This window comes from Myxococcus sp. AB025B, from assembly GCF_006518215.1.
In the GTDB taxonomy this organism is placed as follows: domain Bacteria; phylum Myxococcota; class Myxococcia; order Myxococcales; family Myxococcaceae; genus Myxococcus; species Myxococcus fulvus.
This window is the reverse complement of the sequence record NZ_SRLW01000181.1, coordinates 1-20,594: the sequence shown is the minus strand read 5'-3', so window position 1 is coordinate 20,594 and position 20,594 is coordinate 1. Positions and strand designations below refer to the sequence as shown.

The 20,594-nt window shown below is 71.5% G+C and carries 17 protein-coding genes; 11 read left to right on the top strand and 6 right to left on the bottom strand.

Annotation, left to right across the window (positions count from 1 at the left end; translation table 11 throughout):
* Positions 1–319 precede the first annotated feature (319 nt).
* A complete protein-coding gene (locus tag FL311_RS26915; RefSeq protein WP_141329351.1) occupies positions 320–907 on the bottom strand; it encodes a hypothetical protein in 588 nt (195 codons plus the stop codon).
* Positions 908–1,366: 459 nt separating this feature from the next.
* Positions 1,367–2,338 carry an L-threonylcarbamoyladenylate synthase gene (locus FL311_RS26910; RefSeq protein WP_194869378.1) on the bottom strand — a complete coding sequence of 324 codons (972 nt, stop codon included), beginning with the start codon at positions 2,336–2,338 and terminating at the stop codon, positions 1,367–1,369.
* A gap of 31 nt (positions 2,339–2,369) precedes the next feature.
* On the opposite strand from FL311_RS26910, the gene FL311_RS26905 reads away from it, so the two are divergent.
* The 5 genes from FL311_RS26905 to FL311_RS26885 are packed head-to-tail and all read left to right on the top strand — an operon-like array spanning position 2,370 to position 8,448.
* Positions 2,370–3,788 (top strand): TIGR01777 family oxidoreductase, encoded by a 1,419-nt coding sequence (locus tag FL311_RS26905; RefSeq protein ID WP_141329346.1) that lies wholly within the window; start codon positions 2,370–2,372, stop codon positions 3,786–3,788.
* Positions 3,789–3,840: 52 nt separating this feature from the next.
* Positions 3,841–4,770, top strand: a complete 930-nt coding sequence (locus FL311_RS26900; RefSeq protein WP_141329344.1) for an ABC transporter ATP-binding protein — start codon at positions 3,841–3,843, stop codon at positions 4,768–4,770.
* On the top strand, positions 4,767–5,489 hold the full coding sequence (locus FL311_RS26895) for an ABC transporter permease (protein ID WP_141329342.1): 723 nt from the start codon (positions 4,767–4,769) through the stop codon (positions 5,487–5,489). The genes FL311_RS26900 and FL311_RS26895 overlap by 4 nt, the downstream gene beginning before the upstream one ends.
* A complete protein-coding gene (locus FL311_RS26890) occupies positions 5,486–7,357 on the top strand; it encodes a Gldg family protein (protein ID WP_141329340.1) in 1,872 nt (623 codons plus the stop codon). The genes FL311_RS26895 and FL311_RS26890 overlap by 4 nt, the downstream gene beginning before the upstream one ends.
* A complete protein-coding gene (locus FL311_RS26885; protein ID WP_141329338.1) occupies positions 7,354–8,448 on the top strand; it encodes a hypothetical protein in 1,095 nt (364 codons plus the stop codon). The genes FL311_RS26890 and FL311_RS26885 overlap by 4 nt, the downstream gene beginning before the upstream one ends.
* On the opposite strand, the gene FL311_RS26880 is transcribed toward FL311_RS26885, so the two are convergent.
* From FL311_RS26880 to FL311_RS26870, 3 genes are all read right to left on the bottom strand, one after another.
* On the bottom strand, positions 8,431–9,243 hold the full coding sequence (locus tag FL311_RS26880; RefSeq protein WP_228557104.1) for a GvpL/GvpF family gas vesicle protein: 813 nt from the start codon (positions 9,241–9,243) through the stop codon (positions 8,431–8,433). The two genes, FL311_RS26885 and FL311_RS26880, sit on opposite strands and share 18 nt — an antisense overlap.
* 611 nt (positions 9,244–9,854) lie before the next feature.
* On the bottom strand, positions 9,855–10,265 hold the full coding sequence (locus FL311_RS26875) for a response regulator (RefSeq protein WP_046711692.1): 411 nt from the start codon (positions 10,263–10,265) through the stop codon (positions 9,855–9,857).
* The gene (locus tag FL311_RS26870; protein ID WP_141329334.1) at positions 10,262–12,391 is read right to left on the bottom strand and encodes an ATP-binding protein; all 2,130 of its coding nucleotides are present in this window, start codon (positions 12,389–12,391) and stop codon (positions 10,262–10,264) included. Before FL311_RS26870 ends, FL311_RS26875 begins: the two co-directional genes overlap by 4 nt.
* Before the next feature lie 428 nt (positions 12,392–12,819).
* Between FL311_RS26870 and FL311_RS26865 the strand changes: the two genes are divergently transcribed.
* From FL311_RS26865 to FL311_RS26840, 6 genes are all read left to right on the top strand, one after another.
* Positions 12,820–14,331, top strand: coding sequence for an FAD-dependent oxidoreductase (locus tag FL311_RS26865; protein ID WP_141329330.1), 1,512 nt, complete (start codon positions 12,820–12,822; stop codon positions 14,329–14,331).
* A 66-nt stretch (positions 14,332–14,397) separates the two neighbouring features.
* Positions 14,398–14,886 (top strand): hemerythrin domain-containing protein, encoded by a 489-nt coding sequence (locus FL311_RS26860; RefSeq protein WP_141329328.1) that lies wholly within the window; start codon positions 14,398–14,400, stop codon positions 14,884–14,886.
* Positions 14,887–14,940: 54 nt separating this feature from the next.
* Entirely contained in the window at positions 14,941–15,612 is a 672-nt protein-coding gene (locus FL311_RS26855; RefSeq protein ID WP_141329326.1) for a DNA-3-methyladenine glycosylase, read from the top strand.
* Positions 15,613–15,724: 112 nt separating this feature from the next.
* Positions 15,725–16,873, top strand: coding sequence for a zinc-dependent alcohol dehydrogenase (locus tag FL311_RS26850; protein WP_141329325.1), 1,149 nt, complete (start codon positions 15,725–15,727; stop codon positions 16,871–16,873).
* Between the two features lie 17 nt (positions 16,874–16,890).
* Positions 16,891–17,283, top strand: a complete 393-nt coding sequence (locus FL311_RS26845) for a hypothetical protein (protein ID WP_141329323.1) — start codon at positions 16,891–16,893, stop codon at positions 17,281–17,283.
* A gap of 577 nt (positions 17,284–17,860) precedes the next feature.
* A complete protein-coding gene (locus FL311_RS26840; RefSeq protein ID WP_141329321.1) occupies positions 17,861–19,621 on the top strand; it encodes a hypothetical protein in 1,761 nt (586 codons plus the stop codon).
* Positions 19,622–19,624: 3 nt separating this feature from the next.
* Here FL311_RS26840 and FL311_RS26835 read toward each other — a convergent pair whose 3' ends face one another.
* Positions 19,625–20,401 carry a hypothetical protein gene (locus FL311_RS26835; RefSeq protein ID WP_141329319.1) on the bottom strand — a complete coding sequence of 259 codons (777 nt, stop codon included), beginning with the start codon at positions 20,399–20,401 and terminating at the stop codon, positions 19,625–19,627.
* Positions 20,402–20,594 lie beyond the last annotated feature (193 nt).

Below are 20,594 nucleotides of genomic sequence, written 5' to 3'. Positions count from 1 at the left end.
GCGGCGGTGGGCGCGGCTCCCGGGGCGGGGGCGTCCTTCAGGCCCGGAGGACGAGGAATGGGCTCGAGCTGGCCTCGGGGTTCTTCCTTGCAGGCGGACAACGACAGGGCGACGACCAGTCCGAACAGGCTTCGCATCACGCGGGGACGCTCCTCTGGGAGTACACGCGGGATATCGGAGCCCCACCCCTCATTCAAGTCCGTCACCCGGCCGCGTGCCCTCCGGCGCGCCCGGGTGGAGTCACGGTCCGAGCGGGCCTCGGGCCCTGGGGACGTGCCCTCGCGACGCTGCTTGGGGCCGCGAGGGTTGTCCGGGCGCGTCATCGGGGCTCGTGGGCGACGTAGAGGTCGACCTGCTCCTTCACCTTGTTGGCGAAGTCGGGGTTGAGGCGCTCGAGGATGGCCCACTCCAGGTCCAGGTTGCGGCGGATGTTGGCGCGGGCGGAGCGCGTCTGGAGTTCGGGTTCGGAGGCGATGAGCTCGGCGGGGGTGGCGTTGGGTTTGTCGTCGATGGTGGCGCTCGTCGTCTCGCGCAGGCCGAAGGGCAGCGCCTGCGTCCTGGCGAAGGTGGTGGCGGCCATCTCGTAGGCGCGCACGACGAAGCGGCCATCCGCGCGGACGCGGCCCTCGACGTAGAGGCGCGACCAGCTGGAGCCCATGTCGTAGTTGCCGCTCACCTTCCACGGCGTCTGCAGGAAGTAGGGGTCGGTGCTGGGCAGCAGCGCGTAGCCGCGCTCACCGAGCTCCGCCTCCGCGGCCTTCATCACCTGCATGGCGGGCAAGTCGTAGACGACGAGCCCGCTGGTCCGACCGAGCAGCGCCTTCTGGGGATTGCTGGCGCAGCCGGATGCGCACACGACCGCCGCCAGGCCCGCGCATACGGCGAGCCACCGTCTCGTCATCGTCATCGTCGCCTCGTTCTCGGGTGTGGCCGCGTGCGGAGGGGACTCGCCTCACACGCGGGACGTCCTGAACAACGCGGACGCGCGCGCGGCATATCGCGCCGCGCAGGCGGTGCGAGGTCGTCAGGCGCCAAGCCTCGGATGTGCCAGGGGCTGCGCGGCGCAGGCGGCGCGAGGTTGTCAGGGGCCATGCCTCGGATGTGCCAGGCGCGGCGCAGGTGGCGCGAGGCCGTCAGGCGCCAAGCCTCGGATGTGCCAGGCGCGGCGCAGGCGGCGCGAGGTCGTCAGGCGCCAAGCCTCGGATGTGCCAGGGGCCGCGCGGCGCAGGCGGCGCGAGGTCGATTCAGACGCCCTGCCTCGTGCGTGACGTCCGTGCATGCACCTGCGCCGGCATGCTCGAGGGCCCGCAGGTCTGTGCCTCGCCCATGTGCTGGATGCGCGTGCCGGCCGAGGTGGCCGAAGCGCTCAGTGATGAGGCGTGCGAGGCGCGGCGGCGCGCGCGAGCCTGTCGCGCACCGCGATGCCCAGGCCGCTGGCCGAGGGCAGACAGGCCACGAGCACGTCGTGTCCCTTCTCGTCCGCCTCGCGCAGCCTCGCGTACAGCACGCGCGCCGCGCCCGCTGGGTCCTCCGGCACGTCGAAGCGCGGCACATCCCCCGGCAGCTCCAGCCCTCGCGGCCCGAGCACGCCGACGCTCAACCCCTGCTCCCGCAAAGCACGCACGCGGGCCGCGGCCTCTGTGGGCTCCGCGAGCACCACGCCCGCGCGGGGCGCGTAGTGCGACTCCAGCGAGCCGGACACGCGGACCTTGGAGGCCACGCGCACCGGCACCGGATGCCCCAGCACCCGCTCGATGGCCTCGGCCGACAGTCCGCCCGGCCGCAGGATGGCGGGGGAGCCGGAGCTCAAATCGACGATGGTGGACTCGACGCCCACGTCGCACGGTCCGCCATCCAACACGAGGTCCACGTCGCCCCCCAGGTCCACGCGCACGTGCTCCGCGGTGGTGGGGCTCACCCGTCCGAAGCGATTGGCGCTCGGCGCCGCCACGCCGCCACCCAAGGCATTCAACACCGCGAGCGCCACGGGATGTCCGGGCACGCGCAGGGCCACCGTGTCCTGGCCTCCGGTGATGGCGTCCGTGGCGCGCGGCGTGCGCGGGAGCACCAGCGTGAGGGGCCCCGGCCAGAAGGCGTCCGCGAGGCGACGCGCGGCCTCGGGGACCTCCCGGGCCCACGAGGTCAGGTGCTCGACACCCGCCAGGTGGACGATGAGCGGATGGGTGGCGGGACGACCCTTGATGGCGAAGACACGACGCACGGCCAGCTCGTCCTCGGCGTTGGCCGCCAGGCCATACACCGTCTCCGTTGGCAGGGCGATGACACCACCACTGCGCAGCACTTCCACCGCGCGTTCGACGAGCTCCGGCTTTACCATGCGATGCCGCACTGTCGCGCCAGGAGGCGTCATGAGCAAGTCACTCGTCTTCGAGGCGCGCAGTCGGGCACCCATCCCCGCGACGGAGCTATTCGCCTGGCATGCCCGGGAAGGGGCGCTCGCACGGCTGACGCCCCCGTGGGAGCGGATGGAGCTGCTCGAGCGCACCGGCGACGGCATCCACACCGGCGCCCGCGTCGTCATGCGGATGCGCATGGGCCCCATCCCCCGCCGCTGGGTGGCCGAGCACACCGCGTACGTCGAGGGCTCCCTCTTCCAGGACACCCAGGTGTCCGGCCCCTTCTCGAAGTGGGTCCACACCCATCGCATGTGGCCCGAGCCCGCCACCGGCTCCTCCATCCTCGAGGATGAAATTGAGTACGCCCTGCCCATGGGCCCGCCAGGCCGGCTCCTCGGAGGCGGCTTCGCGCGCCACACCCTGGAGCGGATGTTCGCCTATCGCCACCGGGTGACGCTCACGGACGCTCGACGCCACGCCGCGTTCGCGGACCAGGGCCCGCTGCGCGTGGCCGTCACCGGCGCGTCGGGGCTCATCGGCTCGGCGCTCCTGCCGCTGCTCACCACCGGCGGCCACCAGGTCCAGCGGCTGGTGCGAGGCCGCGCGGATGCCACGCGGCACGAGGTGGCGTGGGCGCCGGACAAGGGCCAGGTGGACACCGACGCGCTGGAGGGCGTGGACGCGGTGGTGCACCTGGCGGGCGCCAATGTCGCCGGCAAGCGCTGGTCCCCCGCGTACAAGGACGCCATCCTCAAGAGCCGCTCCGAGGGCACGCTCACGCTGGCCGAGGCGCTGGCGAAGATGAAGAAGAAGCCCCGCGTGCTGGTGTGCGCGGCCGGCAGCGGTATCTACGGCGACCGGGGTGACGAGCCGCTCACCGAGGAGAGCGCGCCGGGAACGGGCTTCCTCGCGGACGTGTGCCGCGTGTGGGAGGCCGCCACCGCGCCCGCCGAGGCCGCGGGCATCCGCGTGGTGCACCTGCGCATCGGCCCGGTGCTGGACGCGCGCGACGGCGCGCTGGCGAAGATGCTGCCCGCGTTCCTCGCGGGCGGCGGTGGGCCCATCGGCTCGGGGCGCCAGTGGATGGGCTGGGTGTCGATGGAGGACATCCTCGGGCTCATCCACTTCAGCCTCTTCACCCAGGCGGCCCGGGGGCCCATCAACGCCGTGGCGCCAGGCGCGGTGCGGCAGGCGGACTTCGCCCGGACGCTCGGCCGGGTGCTGCGGCGGCCCGCCTTCCTGCCCATGCCCGCGGCCGTCATCAGGACGCTCTTCGGACAGATGGGGCAGGAGGCCCTGCTGTCGGGTGCCCGGGTGCTCCCCAACGCCGCCGAGCGGCTCGGCTATGCGTTCCTCTTCCCGGAGCTGGAGGGGGCGCTGCGCTTCACGCTCGGCCGCACCACGGCGGGCCCGGAGTTCCGCCATGGCTGAGCGGTTCGAGGCTTGACAATCCCCCCTGGGGGGACTGATGGAATGGCCCCCTATGATTCAGGTCGAAGGGCTGACCAAGTACTACGGTGAGCACGCGGCCATCCGGGACCTGGCCTTCACCATCGGTCAGGGAGAGGTCATCGGCTTCCTCGGCCTCAATGGCGCGGGCAAGTCGACGACGCTGAAGGTCCTGGGGTGCGTGCTGTTGCCAACCGCCGGCCGCGTCGTCATCGACGGCCATGACGTGGTGAGCAACGCCCACGAGGTGCGCCAGCGCATCGGCTACCTCCCGGACGTGCCGCCGCTCTACGAGGAGATGACGGTGGGCGAGTACCTGGCCTACGTCGCGCAGCTGCGCGGCGTGACGGCCAGGGACACCCCCGCGCGCGTGGGCGAGGCCGAGGAGAAGACGGGCCTTCGCGAGGTGGACGGCGAGCTCATCTCCACGCTCAGCCACGGCTACCGTCAGCGCGTGGGCGTGGCGCAGGCGCTGGTGCACAAGCCCGCGCTGCTCATCCTCGACGAGCCGACGAGCGGCCTGGACCCCCGGCAAATCGTCGAGATGCGCGACGTCATCCGCGGCCTCAAGGGCACGCACACGGTGCTGGTCTCCAGCCACATCCTCCCGGAGATCTCCCAGACGTGTGACCGGCTGCTCATCATCCACAAGGGCACGCTGGTGGCGCAGGGGACGGAGGAGGAGCTGGGCCGGAAGATGGGCGGCGGAGGCTCCGTCGAGGTGGAGGTGCGGGGCGACTCCGCGCGCGCCGTCGAGGTGCTGCGGCCCTTCGGCGAGGTGGAGGTGGGCAGCGCCCGCGACGGGCTGGTGGCGCTGACGCTGCGCGCGTCGCCGGACGTGCGGCCGCGCGTGGCGCAGGCGGTGGTGGGCGCGGGGCTGGAGCTGCTGCGACTGGACGTGGGCGCCGGACACCTGGAGTCCATCTTCCTCAAGCTGACGCATGGTCAGGAGGTGCGCGCGTGAAGGCGCTGCTCATCGCCCGCCGCGAGCTGTCCGGCTATCTGCGCACGCTCAGCGGCTACGTGGTCATCGCGGTCATCCTCGCGTTGAACGGCCTGTTCTTCAACGCGTACGCCCTGGGCGGCGCGAGCAAGCGCTCCGCCGAGGTGCTCTCGCAGTTCTTCTATTACTCGAGCGGCTTCACCATCGTCGCCTCGGTGTTCATCTCCATGCGCCTGCTCGCCGAGGAGCGACAGACGGGCACGCTGCCCCTGCTGTACTCCTCGCCGCTGCGCGACAGGGACATCGTGCTGGGCAAGTTCCTGGCGGGCTTCGCGTTCCTGGCGCTGTACGTGCTGTGCACGCTGTACATGCCGGTGCTGGTGCTGGTGAACGGCAAGGTGTCCTGGGGCCACGTGGGCGCCGGCTACCTGGGGCTGTTGCTGCTGGGCAGCGCGTCCCTGGCGGTGGGCACGTTCGGCTCGGCGCTGGCGAAGAACCAGCTGCTCGCGGCGATTACCTCCGCGGTGATGCTGGTGGCGCTCATCCTCTGCTGGTTGCTCGCGCGAATCACCGAGCAGCCGCTGGCGGACGTGTTCAGCGCGATGTCGCTGTGGAACCAGCACTTCCCGCCGTTCCAATCGGGGCTCGTGCACGTGCGTGACGTCGTCTACTACCTGGTGGTCACCTACGTGGCGCTGTTCGCGGCCACGCGGGTGCTCGAGGCGCGGAGGTGGCGATGAGCGCGCGCACTTCGGGGAGCGGGCTCATGGCGACGCTGGCCTTCGTGGCGGGCCTGCTGGCCGTCTTCATCGGCGAGCGCATCCTGGGCGTGGGGACGGGCCGCGGGCTCTTCTCCGGGCTCGGCGTGGCGCTGGCGGTGGGCGCGACGGCGTGGCGGTTCGTGGGCTCGCGCGGCGCGGGCCTCGACCGTCGCCGCGTGGATGGCTGGGTGCTGGGCCTGTACGGGCTGGGGCTTCTGGCGCTGGGGCTCTACTTCCTCCAGTCCGACCTGGGCCTGTCCCTGTTCGACGCGCCCCTGTCGCAGAAGGCGCCGAAGCTGGCGGTGATGCTGGCGGCGCTGTTCCCCGCGCTGCTCGCGTGCTGCCTGGTGCCGCTGGCGCTGGTGGAGGTCGCGACGCAGGCCATGGCGCGCGCGCCGGTGATGGAGACGGGCCGGGCCCGCAGCGCGCTGTACTCGGGGCTGGGGCTGTCCTTCGTGCTCGTGTTCGCGTTCGCCACCATGTACGTCGTCACGCAGGCCAATACGACCTGGGACCTGTCGTACTTCCGCACGGCGAAGCCCGGCGACTCCACGCGCAAGGTGGTGCGCGGGCTCAACGAGCCGCTCCAGGTCATGCTCTTCTTCCCGCCCGCGAACGAGGTGGGCGAGGCGGTGGGGCAGTACTTCCGCGACCTGTCGGTGGAGAGCCCGGGGCTGCTCAGCGTGGAGCGGCTGGACCAGGCGGTGGAGCCCGCGCGCGCGAAGACGCTCGGCGTGCACAACAACGGCACCATCGTCCTGGCGCGCGGTGAGCGCAAGGAGCCCTTCACGGTGGGCCTGGAGCTGGACCGCGCGCGGGGACAGTTGCAGCGGCTGGACCAGGAGGTGCAGCGGCGCCTCTTGACGGTGGCCAGGCCCCGCCGCGTCGTCTACTTCACCGCGGGCCACGGCGAGCGCGCGGAGACGCGGCCGGTGCCCGGGGAGATGCCGAAGCCGTCCGTCGCGCAGCTCAAGGAATTGCTGCGCGCGCAGAACGTGGACGTGCGTCCGCTGGGCGTCGCGGAGGGCCTGGGCCGCGAGGTGCCTGGGGACGCGGCGGCGCTGGTGGTGATGGGCGCCACGCGCGACTTCCTCCCCGAGGAGCTCACCGCGGTGCGCGAGTACCTGTCTCGCGGCGGTCGGTTGTGGATGGCGCTGGAGCCGGAGGGCCCCAGCTTCGAGGCGCTGCTCGCGCCCATGGGGCTGAAGTACCTCGGCACGCCGCTGGCGAACGACCAGGTGTACTTCCGCACCGCCCGTCAGCAGAGTGACCGCGGCAACCTGGGCACGGCGAGCTTCAGCTCGCACCCGTCCGTCACGTCGCTGTCCGCGATGGCGGGCCAGTCTCCCGTGGCCTTCCTGGGCGCGGGCGCGCTGGACCAGATTCAACCGCTGCCCAACGGCGTCATGCATGACATCTCCGTGCGCGCGCACGGGGCCACCTTCGCGGACGCCAACGGCAACTTCAGCCCGGACCCGGGCGAGATGCGCCGCACCTGGCCGCTGGTGGTGGCGGTGGAGGAGCCCGCCGCCAAGGGCAAGGAGCCGATGCGCGCGGTGGTGATGGCGGACGCGGACGTGGTGAGCGACGTGGTGCTGCCCAACATGGGCAACGCATACCTCGCGGTGGACACCCTGCGGTGGCTGACGGGCGAAGAGGCCGTCGCCGGCGCGGTGTCTTCGGAGGAGGACGTGCCCATCCAGCACACCCGCGAGCACGACGTGGCGTGGTTCTACGCCACCGTGTTCCTGGCGCCGGCGTTGGTGCTGGCCGTGGGCTTCGTGACGACGCGGCGGCGGGGCCGCCGTGCTCCGCGCGCCAGCGTGGCGGCGGGAGGTGAGCGATGAAGGCCCGGGACCTGGCCCTGCAGGGCGCCCTCGCGGTGGTGGCGCTGGTGGCCGCCTACCTGGTGTGGCAGCGCGCTCCGGCGGGCGCCCCTGGTGACGTGACGGTGGTGGAGCTGCCGGCGCGGGCGTTGGACAAGGTGCGCTACGAGGACGAGGCGCGCTACGTGGAGCTGTACCGCGACGCGCGGGACCGTGACGTGCTCTGGGTCCGCCTGGGCTTCAAGCCCGCGAAGCCGCTGCCCCCGGTCGAGGGGGGCGCCGACGCGTCCGCCGATGGTGGCTCAGCCGCGGATGGCGGCGCCGGCGCGGCGCTGGCACAGGGTGCGGCCGACGCGGGGACGCAGCCCTCGGCGCAGCCGCCTCCGCCTCCTCGCGACATGCGGGCCAACGAGGTCGCCCAGAAGCTGTATCCGCGCTTCGCTCCGCTGCGCGCCACGCGCTCGTTGGGCGTGCTCGACGAGAAGAAGCTGGCGGAGGTGGGGCTGACGGGCTCGCAGCGCAAGCTGACGCTGACGTTGGGTGGCAGGACGGAGTCGTTCACGCTCGCGTCGATGACGGGCGGGTGGGGGACGCCGTACCTTCGCCGTGACTCGGACGGACAGGTGTTCCTGCTCGGCTCCGCGTTGCTGCCGGACCTGGAGAACGCGACGACGCGCCTGGTCGACCGGCGGCTGCATGTCTTCGACCTGGGCGAGTTCGACTCGGTGGTCATCTCGTCGGGCGGCTCGTCGCGCGCGTTCGTGGCGAGCGGCAAGGCGCCCAACCCGGTGACGCTGGCGCCGGAGGAGTCGCCGGACAAGCCGGACGAGTTCACCCGCAACTGGCATGACCGCGTGTGGCGGCTGGTGCCGTTGGACCTGCTGGGCCGCGACGAGCAGCCTCCGGGGGGCGAGCCGAAGGAGTCCTTCCGCGTGGAGTACCGGCGCGGTGGCAAGCCGGTGGGCGAGCTGACGGTGGCGCGCGCGACGGATGGCTTCTACGCGCGCACCGAGCACACGCCAGGGTGGGTCCGGCTGCACGCGGGCGTGGACCCGCTGGCCGCCGAGGCCGCGCGGGTGACGACGCCGGTGTCTTCAGCCGGCGGTCCGTGACACCCGGGGCTCCGGGGCGTCGGCGCGGCCCAGTCGCACGTCGACGAAGCTGTACGGCGCCCAGGGGCCGGTGAAGCGGAAGGTGTAGAGGTCCGAGCGCGCCGCGAGCATCCGGACCTTCGCCTCGAAGGCGGGGCCGTCGCGCCGGGCGACGAGGAAGGCCGCGTTGAGCAGCATGCGCTCGCCCACGGGCGCGTCGGTGCGAGACGCCGCCGCCAGCGGGCGCAGGCCCTCCAGCATGGCCGCCATGTCCAGCGCGGCGCGCAGCTCCACCGCGCGCCCCAGTCGCTGCTCGTGCTCGGCCTCCGACTCGTCCCCGCGCCGACGCAGCGCCTCGTCCTCCAGCTCCATGCGTCGGTTCAGGTGCTCGCGGTGGTAGAGGACCTTGAGCCCCAGCTCCACCTTGCCCTCCAGCGCGGTGAGCACGGAGGTGAGCGCCTCCTGCGTGGAGCGCAGCATGGCGCGCACGTCGGCCTCCGAGCCCAGCACGGTGCCGAAGGCCACGGGCAGCAGCGTGTGCTCGCGCAGCACCACCTCGGCGGCGCGCTGGTGCGCCAGCAGATGGGCCCGCGTCGGGTCCACCCTGCGCGAAGGCGTGGAGGACACCAGCGCGGCCAGCCCCCCCTCGCGAATGGCGCGCACGTGGCAGGGCGGCATGCCCAGGCCGACGGGACCGAAGTCCAGCGGGCCGTCGGCGCGCACCACGCCGTAGAGATACTGGGGCCCCGCGAGCTCCTCGGCCGTGGGCGCGTCCGGTTGGGGGCGAGCGCTCCTGCCCTGGTGTTCGGCCGGCACCTCCCGGGTGCTTGGGGCTGCGGACCGCATGGGGCGAGGGCTGTCGCCGCCCCGCGCGGGAGCGGCCTCACTCAGGATGACGGCCCCCCCGGTGCTCTCGAGCAGCGCTACGTCCCGTGAACCGTCGGGTGTCACACCGACGATGTGGCTCTCGGGCATCACCTGCGGCGGGACGTCGGGCGTCAGCGTGTCCGAGCTGGTGTGGGCAGTCTTGCTCCCGCGAGCGAGCGCTGCCTCCCCCAAGGCCGTACTGTCATCCGCGCCGCGACTCGCGGGTGTCAGCCTCCGTGTGGACGCAGCCTTGCTCCCGTGTGAGGGCACCATCTCCGGAGAGACATCGGACGTGGGCGTCACCTCTCGCGCGACAGCGGCCTTGCTCCCACGGGACAGCGTCGCCGCTCGCGGCTCGGACCGCTCCGCCTTGCCGCCACGCGCGGGCGTGTCGGGGGTATCGGCGGTGCGCGGAGGCGCGGCTCGGGCGGTGGACGCACCCGGGCGCTTCGCCTCGGCGGTGGGCGCCGCGCGTCGGACGCGGGAGGGCTTGGGCGAGGTGGCGCCTCGTCGGGAAGAGGCCTTGCTGGGAGGACGGGGGGAGCGGGACACGGCACGCCTCAGCGAATCGCGGCGCCTCCGCGCCGGGCGAGGATGGTCCGCACCTCCGCCACGAGCTCGTCGGGCAGGCACGGCTTGGTGACGAAGGAGTCGCACCCCGCGCCCTTCGCTTCATCGGACTGGCCCGTCATCGCATGCCCCGTGAGCGCGACCACGGGGATGGTGCGCGTGCGCGCGTCGTTCTTCAGCCGCCGCGTCGCCTCCCACCCATCGATGATGGGCAACGACAAATCCATCAGGATGATGTCCGGCGTGAGCGCGAAGGCCTGGTCCAGCGCCTCCTGCCCGTTCCTCGCCTGCGCCACGCGGAACCCGGAGAACTCCAGGTACTCCGCGTACATCTCACGCGCGTCATCGTAGTCGTCCACGACGAGCACGAGCGGCTTGAGATTCGGGGAGGGATTCGTCATGTCCGCCTCGGGCGTCGTGGGAAGTGCAGCGTGAAGGCCGACCCCTGCCCCTGGGTGCTCTGGAGGGTGACGCGCCCCCCCAGCATGTCGGCCAGACGTCTGCAGATGGACAACCCCAGGCCCGTGCCTCCATAGGCGCGGGTGGGCGAGCTGTCCACCTGTTGGAAGTCCTCGAAGATCTTCTCCTGGTCCGCCGGGGCGATGCCAATCCCCGTGTCCTCCACGCAGATGGTGAGCATGGAAGATGACGGCTGGTACTCCGCCACCACCTTCACCGTGCCCTCATGCGTGAACTTCAGGGCATTGGACAGCAGGTTGAGCACCACCTGCTTCACCTTCTGACGGTCGCTGTGCACCGGCGGCAGCCGCGCGCCCAGGTGCGTCGTCACCGTCAGCTTGCTGCGCGCGATGATGGGGTCCATCTCCGCCATCACCTCCTGGAGCAGCTCCGGGATGACGAAGTCCGACAGGTGCAGCGGCATGCGCCCCGCCTCGATGCGGGTGATGTCCAGGATTTCGTTGATGACCTCCAGCAGGTGCCGGCCATTGGAGTCGATGCGCGTGAGGTTGCGCTTCTGCGGCGCGGTCAGCTCACCGGACACGCCCTGCAGCAGCATGTTCGTGTAGCCGAGGATGGCGTTGAGCGGCGTCCTGAACTCGTGGGACATGTTGGCCAGGAACTGGGACTTGGCCGCGCTGGCCTGCTCCAACTGGATGGCCTGACGGCGCAGCTTCTCGTTCTGCTCCGCCAGCTCCGCGGTGGCCACCTGCACGCGTGCCTCCAGCAGCGTGGAGACCTCCTTGAGCCGCTCGAGCAGCCGCGCCTTCTCCAGCGCCTCGCCCCGGTCCTGGAAGAGCGTGACGATGCCCGTCAGCTCCCCGCCTTCGCCCAGCACCTTGCTCGCCACCGCCTCCACCGGCAGGGTGGCGCCGCTCGTCGGGTCCACCAGGCTCAGGTGCCCGCGCCAGCGGGGACTGCCGCCCGTGTCCAGCACGTTGGCGAGGAACGAGACGAACGTGGCGTGGTTGGAGCGCACGCGGCGCTGCGCGGCGCGGCCTCCCTCGGGCGGCAGCGAGAAGAGCCGCTCGGCCGGCTCGTTCATCATCACCGTGACGCCGGACGGGTCCGACAGGATGATGGGGTCCGCCACGGAGTCCAGCACCCGGTCCAGCCGGTGGCGCTCGCTGCGCGCCTCGCGCTCGGTGGCGCGAAGGCGCCGGTAGCTCTCACCCAACGCCTGCGTCGCGCGGCCCAGGTCCGTCACGTTGCGCAGCACGCTGACCATGGCCGCGCGGCCGTCCGGCTCGTACACCCGCGTGCTGACCAGCTCGAAGAGCAGGTCCAGCCCCTCCACGGGGTCCACCAGCGGCACCTCGCGCCAGCTCACCCCGGGCTGGCCGCCGCTGGCGCTGCTCGCCACCGCGGCGGAGAACACGCGCTGGTTGAGGTGCACGGCGCGGCGGCGGCCGTGGCTCGCGTCGGGGCCCGCCATCAGCAGCGCCTCCGCGCGCGCGTTGGCCAGGCGCGCTCGTCCCTCCAGGTCCGTCAGCAGCACCGGGTCCGTCACCGCGTCGATGATGCGGCGGAACAGCTCCGAGCCCCCCGCGGCGAGCGGCCCGGACGTGGCCTGGCGCGCGAGGAAGGGCCCCGCATGCCCGGCGACCCAGGCGACCTCGGCGGGCAGCTCGGGGGTGGTCGCCCAGACCAGCAGCAGGCCCACGGGGGATGCGCCCGCGCGTCCCAGCGGCACGGCGAACAGGCCCTGCGCGCCAGGGGAGGGCAGGGGCGCGCGCTCCTTCGGGAAGAAGCGCGGCACGGCCTGGGTGAGCACGTCCGCCAGCGGGTGCGTGGGGTCGGCGTCGGACCACGCAGCGAGCGCCGCCTGCTGGGCCTCGGAGAGCCCCTGCGCGGCCAGGCAGGTCATCCGGGCTCCGGGCTCCTCGCGTGCCACGCAGGCCGCGGCGAGCGCCTGGGCATGCGCGGGCAGCCACTCCACCACGGCCCGGGCGCACCCTCTCGCGGATTCGCAGGCGAGCAACTGCTCGGCCAGGGCGAGGCGCGCGTCGACGGAGGCGGCGGGGGCCGGGGCGAGCGGGGCGTACGAGACCAATGCGTCAGGCTCCAGGAGGAAGTCGAGGTGTGTCGTCAGCGGGAGGGGTGTCTTCGACGCGAAGCTCCAGGGAGGTCACCACGACGGGCGCGCTGGGCTCGGGGGCGTCCGGTGGGACGGTGCCGTCCCAGCGCAGGCCGCGGTCCAGGACCCGGTCCATCACATCGACGAGGCTGGTGCTCCCAGCCAATCTTTCCACCGGCATCCTTCGTGGCTCCCTGGGTACGAGGCAGGGGTCGGGGGGCCGTCCCTGCCCTCTTATGTATCGCGGGCCGCTCCACCACCCCAGGACCGCTTGGAATCCCGCGTGACTTGCCAACACCCGGCGGCCCGCTCTGTTTGCCCGTTCACATCCCGGGTGGCCCGACGCCGAGCAGGCGGGCAGGCATGAGCGCCGACCGCGTCGGGTTATCGCACCTGAGGCGCATCCCTAGTCTTGGGACATGGATGAGACGCGGACGCATCGCTCGCTCTGGACGCTGACCACGCCCACGCGAGACTTCCCCACGCTGCCCGGGGACCTGACGGTGGACGTGGCCGTCATCGGCGGGGGGATGGCGGGCCTCACCACGGCGTGGCTGCTCAAGTGCGCCGGCAAGCGGGTGGCGGTGCTGGAGATGAACCGCATCCTGTCCGGGCAGACGGGGCAGACGACGGCGCACCTCACGGAGCTGCTCGACACGCCCTACGCCACGCTGCGACGCGACTTCGGGGAGAAGGGCGCCCGACTGGCGGCGTCTTCCAGCCGCGCCGCGATTGAACAGATTGCGTCGCTGGTGGAGGAGCTGCGCCTGGACTGCGACTTCCAGCGCGTGCCCATGTTCCAGTACGCCGAGACGGCGCGCGAGCTCCAGTCGCTGGAGGACGAGGTGTCCGCCGCGCGCGACGCGGGGCTGCTCGCCACGCTCACGCAGCGCGTGCCGCTGCCCTTCGCGGTGAAGGGCGCGCTGCGCGTGGAGGACCAGGCCCTGTTCCATCCGCGCAAGTACCTGCTCGGGCTGGCGGACCGCATCCCCGGCGAGGGCTGTCACCTGTTCGAGAACACGCGGGTGCTGGAGGTGCGGGACGGCAAGCCCTGCCGCGTCGTCACGGACCGGGGCGTCGTCACCGCCACCGACGTGGTGGAGGCGACCACGACGCCGCTCAACCGCGTCTTCATGCACACCAAGCTCTTCCCGTACCGCACCTACGCGGTGGCCGGTCCGCTGGACGGAGTGTTGGAGCCCGCGCAGTACTACGACTGCAAGGAGCCCTATCACTACATCCGCACGCAGCCGGTGGACGGGCGCACCTACGTCATCGTCGGCGGCGAGGACCACAAGGTGGGCGCCGAGGAGGACACGGCGCGCTGCTACGAGGCGCTGGAGGCGTTCGCGCGCGAGCGCTTCCCGGTGGAGTCCATCACCCACCGCTGGTCCGGTCAGGTCATCGAGCCGGCCGACGGGCTGGCCTACATCGGCCGCGACAGCGCCCGCAAGCACGTCTACGTGGCCACGGGCTTCTCCGGCACGGGGATGACGTTCGGCACGCTGGCGGGGATGCTCCTCACCGACCTCATCCTCGGGCGGGAGAACCCCTTCGCCGCGCTGTACGACGCCACGCGCGTCAAGCCGATGGCGGGCGTGAAGGACTTCATCCAGGAGAACGCCGAGGTGGCCTTCCGCTTCGTCGCGGACCGGCTGGCGAAGCCCGACGGCAAGCACCTGTCCGAGGTGGCCCCCGGCGAGGCCAAGGTCCTGGAGGTGGACGGACAGAAGGTGGCCGTCTACCGCGAGCAGGACGGCACCTCGCACGCCGTCTCGCCGGTGTGCACGCACCTGGGCTGCCATGTGCATTGGAACGGCGCGGAGCGCTCGTGGGACTGCCCCTGTCACGGCGCGCGCTTCAGCCCCACGGGCAAGGTGCTCAACGGGCCCGCGGTGAAGGACCTGCCCTCCCGCAAGCTGCCCACCTGACGCCCGCCACCCGCGCGTCTCCCGAAGTCAGACGAGCCTTGAACCCCGCCGACATGGAGACCTGACATGAACGCGATTGAGTTGCTGAAGCAGCAGCATGACGAGGTGAAGAAGCTCTTCGCGCAGTACGGCAAGCTGCCGGACCACGCGGACGTGCGCAGGGGCGAGCTGTTCAAGATGATCGCCGACCGGCTTGCCGCGCACGCCACCATCGAGGAGCTGTACTTCTATCCGGCCACCAGGTCGGAGCGGACCGAGGACGAGCTGCGCGAGGCGGTGGAGGAGCACCTGTCCGCCAAGCGCATCATCGCGGACCTCCTGGAGATGGAGCCGGATGACGAGGAGTTCGACCCGAAGATGAAGGTGCTCCAGGAGCAGATCGAACACCACGTCGAGGAGGAGGAGGGCGAGCTCTTCAAGAAGGTCCGCAAGCTCCTGTCCAAGGAGCAGCTCGAGGACCTGGGCATCCTGATGGAGCAGCAGTTCGAGGAGCTGATGGAGGACGAGCCCCGCAACAACGTCCCCGCCGAGACGGACCACGCGGCGCCGCTGTAGGCCGCAAGATTCGGGTTGCGCGGAGCGGCCGGAGCGGCAGCATGGGGTTTCTCCATGCCCCGCCCCACCTCCTCCGCTCCGCGCCTGCCCGAAGCCTTCACCCCGAGCGCCCGCCGTGCCCTCGCGCGCGCCGACCCGACGCTGGGCGCCCTGATGAAGCGCGTGGGCGCCTTCCGCATGGAGCTGAGCCCGCTGCACTGCCCGTTCGCGGCGCTGGCGCGCTCCATCGTCTTCCAGCAACTGCACGGCAAGGCCGCGGCGACCATCTTCGAGCGCGTCAGCGCTCAGGTGGGCACGGGCCGTGACTTCACTCCGGAGGCCCTGCTCGCGACGCCGGAGAAGGCGCTGCGCGAGGCGGGGCTGTCCGCCAACAAGATGGCCGCGCTCCAGGACCTGGCGCGCAAGACGCTGGATGGCACGGTGCCGCCGCTCGCCCGGGTGCGCCGGATGAGCGACGAGGCCCTCATCGAGCACTTCACCCAGGTGCGGGGCATCGGCCAGTGGACGGTGGAGATGCTGCTGATGTTCCGGCTCGGCCGCCCGGACGTGCTGCCGGTGGACGACTTCGGCGTGCGCAAGGGCTTCATGCTCGCGTACGGCCTGGAGGAGATGCCCAGGCCGAAGGCGCTCCTGGAATACGGCGAGCGCTGGCGGCCCTGGCGCTCGGTGGCGAGCTGGTACATGTGGCGCGCCACGGAGCTGAGCTGGGAGCCGTCCGAGGGCTGAGCGGCGCCCCTCGCGCCTCATGGCGAGTGGGCGAGCGGGGGCTCGTCGATGACGCGCCTTGCCGCACGGCGCTGGCGTCCTCACCCGTAGATGAAACGGGAGAGACGCCCTCATGCGAGCATTGACCTACCAGGGACCCTTCAGGGTCCGAGTGGAGAACAAGACGGACCCCCGGCTGGAGCACCCCCAAGACGTCATCCTGCGGGTGACCAAGACGGCCATCTGTGGCTCGGACCTGCACCTGCTGCACGGGCTGGTCCCGGACACGCGGGTGGGCCACACCTTCGGGCACGAGTTCACCGGCGTGGTGGAGGAGACGGGCACGGAGGTCTCCCAGCTGCGCAAGGGCGACCGCGTGGTGGTGCCCTTCAACATCTCGTGCGGCGGCTGTTTCTATTGTGAGCGGGGGCTCACGGCGCTGTGTGAGAACAGCAACCCCTCCAGCGACGTGGCGTGCGGCGTGTATGGCTATTCGCATACGACGGGCGGCTACGACGGTGGCCAGGCCGAGTACGTGCGCGTGCCGTACGCGGACGTGGGGCCCCTGAAGATTCCGGACGACATGGAGGACGAGGAGGTGCTGTTCCTCGGTGACATCCTGCCGACGGGCTACATGGGCGCGGAGATGGGCGAAATCAAGGGCGGCGAGACGGTGGTCGTCTTCGGCGCGGGCCCGGTGGGGTTGTTCGCCATGCGCTCGGCGTGGCTGATGGGCGCGGGCCGCGTGGTGGCGGTGGACTGCGTGCAGTACCGGCTCGACTTCGCGGAGCGGTTCGCGAAGGTGGAGACGGTGAACTTCGAGGAGGTGGGGGACGTCGTCGCCTACCTCAAGGAGATGTTCGAGGGCCGCGGCCCGGACGTGTGCATCGACGCGGTGGGCATGGAGGCCGAGGGCTCCACGTCGCATCGGGTGATGGGATTGGGACTGAAGCTGGAGGCGGGGGCTCCCACGGTGCTGTCGTGGTGCATCGATGCCGTGCGCAAGGGCGGCAATGTCTCCATCGTCGGTGTGTATGGCCCGCCGTGGAACGTGATGCCGATCGGCACCGCGATGAACAAGGGGCTCACGCTGCGGATGAACCAGTGCAACGTGCGCCGCTACATGCCGCACCTCTTGAAGCACATCCGCGAGGGGCGCATCGACGCGAAGGCCATCATCACCCACCGGTTCGGGCTGGAGGATGCGCCGGAGGCCTACCACCTGTTCGCCCAGAAGCGTGACGGCTGCGTCAAGTGCGTCCTCACGCCGGGCCATGCGTGACCGAAAGGAGCCAAGCCATGCCGGATAGACCTGTACCTGGCGCCGCCGCGGACCTGGAGTTCTCCAGCCGCCCCGGCGTCCCGATGGAGACCCTGCCGCATCCCTTGCCGGGAGCTCGGATGCCCATCCGGTTCCAGCACTCGCCGGTGCGTGTGTTCAAGCACCCGGGCCGCGCGCAGCTGCCGCCGGTGTATGGAACGGCGCAGCCGCCGAAGGGGCTGAGCGGCCTGTTGCGCCGCGTGGCCTATGGCGTCCCGGACCACAAGGCCCGCCACTGGATGGTGTTGTTGCTGGCGGACCGGGTGGATGTCTGGGAGCACCGTCTGGCGCGGGTGCTGCCGTGGGCGCTGCCCACCGCGGGGGTGCTGGCGCTCACCCACACCGTGTGGCGCAAGTGGGCGCGCGCGTGAGGTGAGGTGGGGCCCGGTGTGGCGACGGGGTGGGGGAGACCCGGCGCCATGGGGAGGCGACATCCAGGCCTGTTCTCTGTGAGGATTCCCGGGAATGCCTCCCTCGAAGCCGCCACCTCGACGTCCCGCCGCGAAACCCTCGGGGGCGAAGCCCCCTGCGGAGGCCGCGAAGAAGACCGCGCGGAAGGCCGAGGCGGGTGGGGCCGCGACGCCGGGCGTGGCGACCCAGCGAGGACAGGCGAAGTCCGTTGCGAAGACGGCGAAGGCCGCGAAGACGGCGCCGAATGCCTCGGGTCAGAAGACTGTCGCGAAGGCTGGTGTGGCTTCTTCCGAGGGGAAGTCGGTCGCGAAGACGGCGGGGGCGAAGGCCGCCGTGACGCCCGCGGAAGGGAGGGGCGTCAAGAAGACAGCGATTGCCGGAGCGCAGGTCGCTGAGACGCTTGTGGCGCCTTCCGGGGCTGGGAAGGTCGCCACGCAGACTGCGAAGGCCGTCGCAGCGCCCGTCTTGGTCCCTTCCAAGGGGAAGGCCGCCACGAAGACGGCGGAGCCCGGGGGGCTGTTGTCGGAGGAGGCCGCCATGAAGGGGGCGCCGCGGCTCGTCGCGGCGCCTCCAGACGAGAACGTCGCTGAGAAGACGACGGATGCGGTGAAGGTTGTCCCGCGACTCGTCATGGTGTCCGCGGAAGAGGGCGCCGGCGCGACGGCGGATGGGGCGAAGGCGGGGGGCTCGCGGCGCACGGCGGAGTCTTCGGAAGAGCGCGGCGACGCAGACAACGTGCTACCTGCCTCGGGCGAGAAGACAGAGGCCGCGCATGACGTGCGTGACCTGGCGAGAGCCCTCGAAGTCGACGCCACCCGCGAGGAGGAGGTCCCCGCGCCTCGCGTCTCCGCGCATCCGCATGAGCGGCCCCCGCTGCCCGTCGGAGCGCTCGATGCGGACGTGCTCCCCATCGCGGCGCTCGACCCCCTCGAGGGCGCGTTCACGGGCGCGCCGCTGCTCCTCCACGCGAGCCCCGAGCCGATTCGGACCTCCGGAGTCCTCGGCACGACGATGGGGCGCATCGTGCCCGGCAAGAGCGAGGGCGGCTTCACGTTCGCCGGCCAGGCCCGACTGTTCCTTCGCGCCATCAATCGCGTCGGCGAGACCTTCGCGCGAGCTGAACAGGGACAGGTGACGCAGACCCTGCCCCCGACGGGCACGCAGCGCTGCTCCATCGTGCTGCGAAACACCTCGGGCCGCCCAATCCACCTGCGGCTCGCGGGCGTCGTCTTCTCCAAGTACCTCACGCCCCAGTTCCCCGCGAACGTGCGCGGCGAGCCCTTCAATCCAGATGCGCAGGACGCGCTCGCCGAGGACCTCACCGGACTCGTCGACTCGGCGTCAGGAAAGGTCCCCGACCCGGAGGGGCTCTTCTTCCGTGGTCCTCACGCCGTGCTCGCCTCGGGCTTCCTCGATGCGCGCGTCGACCCGCGCCCCCAGGATGCGCGCGAAGCCGAGCCGCTGCTCCGTGAGGACCTCGACCTGGCTCACCTCGACGACGTGCGTCTGGGCACACGCGGACGCATCGAGGCCGCCCTCACCGTGCAGCCCGGTGACGCCGTGCTCGTCCTCGCCGCGCGCCATGAGAAGGGCGGCACGCTCCAGGCGCTCCTGGACTTCACGGCCGTGGATGCGAAGGGACAGCTCGACGTGGGCGCGAGGTTCCGGCTGGCCACCGTGTCCAGCCCGCTGCCCCTCACTCCGGACGAGCTCGCCGCCATCTCCCGTGGAGAGCACCCCATGGCCAGCGCGGGAACGGACGCGCCCGAGACGAGCGCCCCAGCGTTTCCTCCTCATCAAGGTGTGCTCGAGGCCGGCAGTGTCTTCGTCGGCGGTCGCACGGTGCGCCTGTCCGCGGGCCAGCGCGCCGGAGACCTCGTCATGTCCATGCCCGGCAGACACGGTGGTGTCTGGCCCGATGCCGCGCCCCTGACGCCGACCGCGCGCGAGCCCGAGCCGAGAACACCCCGGACCCACGAGGGAGCCCGAGGCGTCTCGTACGCGCTGACGTACACCCTGGAGAACACCGACGCCGAGCCGCGCGAGGTGGAGCTGCTGCTCACCTCCCCGCGCCGTCATCCCTCGGAACAGTTCTTCCCGCAGGCCGGCGTGCTCACCCTCGCCATGAAGGTCGACGGTGAGCGTCTGGACGTTCGCGTCAACCAGCGGGGCGAGGGCCGGGTGCTCGCGTGCTTCGAGCTGCCGCCCGAGGGCCGGCGTGAAGTCCGGCTCGAGTGGACCCACGCGGGAGGCACCTTTCCTCCCGCGGGCCTCGAGTGGCGCATGCGCGCCCGCTGAGGACTAGTCGGACCAGGTCGTCACGCGCACCATGCGCACGAAGTTGCGCTCCGTGCTCACCGCGGCGATGAAGAAGCCGCCCGCGTCGCCGGGGCCGCCACCGCCGCAGTACGTCTGGCAGGACCAGCCCGTGGTGTAGAGCCGGTTGCTGTTGCGGGAGACCTGGGTGATGAACGCCAGCGCGCCGTCCACCTCATCGGAGTTGGGCGTGCCGTTGATGACCTGCCCCTTCAGCATGGCGAGCAGCTCCTGGACATTGATGGGCTTGAAGTACGACACGCCCTGGAGCCCCCAGGCCGCGCCCGCCTTGTAGGTGAGCGTCCGCTGGTTGGCGACGCCCATCCCGGCGGGGATGTTGCCCTCCTTGATGTCCGTGGAGGTGGTGAGGGGCCCGGTGGCGCCGAAGTAGTCGGCCGGCGTCTGCGGGAGGACGTCGAGCCACAGCGGCGAGTACCAGGTCAGGCCGTCATTCAGCTCGTGGGTGTCGATGAGGTACTTCATCGCGGTGGCCGTCACGCCCTGCTTGAACGTCAGGTCGGCGATGCGGTCGGCCAGGTACGCACGCTCGACGGCGTCGACCTTGCTGTCGTCGTGGAGGAACCGGTCGACGGCGCCGCGCATCTCGGAGCGGATGACGGTGGTGCCACCCGGGCTCGTGGCGAGGCGGGCGGCGGCGATGTCGGCCGCGAACGCGGGAATCGTCGTGGTGCTGTCAGCGAGGGCAGGGGTGGCGGCCAGGACGACACCACCCAACAGGGACTTCATCGAAGAAGAGAGCATGCGTTGCACCTCTCGTGAGCGAGCGCGCCCACGATGAATGGGGGACAGCGCGTACGCACTTAGCACCAATGCCGATCAGTTAAGGGGGAGAAGGATCATACTGCCGCGACCGCGTTCAAGGAGGAGGTCGCGTGGGAAGAGGTCCATTCGGGTACTTGCCCTCTGCGGATGAGGGTGCGTTCGACCGGCTGTG

Coding starts and splice junctions, on each gene's coding strand:
- FL311_RS26915 (WP_141329351.1), bottom strand. CDS start 907: ATGACGATGACGAGACGGTGGCTCGCCGTATGCGCGGGCCTGGCGGCG.
- FL311_RS26910 (WP_194869378.1), bottom strand. CDS start 2,338: ATGGTAAAGCCGGAGCTCGTCGAACGCGCGGTGGAAGTGCTGCGCAGT.
- FL311_RS26905 (WP_141329346.1), top strand. CDS start 2,370: ATGAGCAAGTCACTCGTCTTCGAGGCGCGCAGTCGGGCACCCATCCCC.
- FL311_RS26900 (WP_141329344.1), top strand. CDS start 3,841: ATGATTCAGGTCGAAGGGCTGACCAAGTACTACGGTGAGCACGCGGCC.
- FL311_RS26890 (WP_141329340.1), top strand. CDS start 5,486: ATGAGCGCGCGCACTTCGGGGAGCGGGCTCATGGCGACGCTGGCCTTC.
- FL311_RS26885 (WP_141329338.1), top strand. CDS start 7,354: ATGAAGGCCCGGGACCTGGCCCTGCAGGGCGCCCTCGCGGTGGTGGCG.
- FL311_RS26875 (WP_046711692.1), bottom strand. CDS start 10,265: ATGACGAATCCCTCCCCGAATCTCAAGCCGCTCGTGCTCGTCGTGGAC.
- FL311_RS26865 (WP_141329330.1), top strand. CDS start 12,820: ATGGATGAGACGCGGACGCATCGCTCGCTCTGGACGCTGACCACGCCC.
- FL311_RS26860 (WP_141329328.1), top strand. CDS start 14,398: ATGAACGCGATTGAGTTGCTGAAGCAGCAGCATGACGAGGTGAAGAAG.
- FL311_RS26855 (WP_141329326.1), top strand. CDS start 14,941: ATGCCCCGCCCCACCTCCTCCGCTCCGCGCCTGCCCGAAGCCTTCACC.
- FL311_RS26850 (WP_141329325.1), top strand. CDS start 15,725: ATGCGAGCATTGACCTACCAGGGACCCTTCAGGGTCCGAGTGGAGAAC.
- FL311_RS26845 (WP_141329323.1), top strand. CDS start 16,891: ATGCCGGATAGACCTGTACCTGGCGCCGCCGCGGACCTGGAGTTCTCC.
- FL311_RS26840 (WP_141329321.1), top strand. CDS start 17,861: ATGAAGGGGGCGCCGCGGCTCGTCGCGGCGCCTCCAGACGAGAACGTC.
- FL311_RS26835 (WP_141329319.1), bottom strand. CDS start 20,401: ATGCTCTCTTCTTCGATGAAGTCCCTGTTGGGTGGTGTCGTCCTGGCC.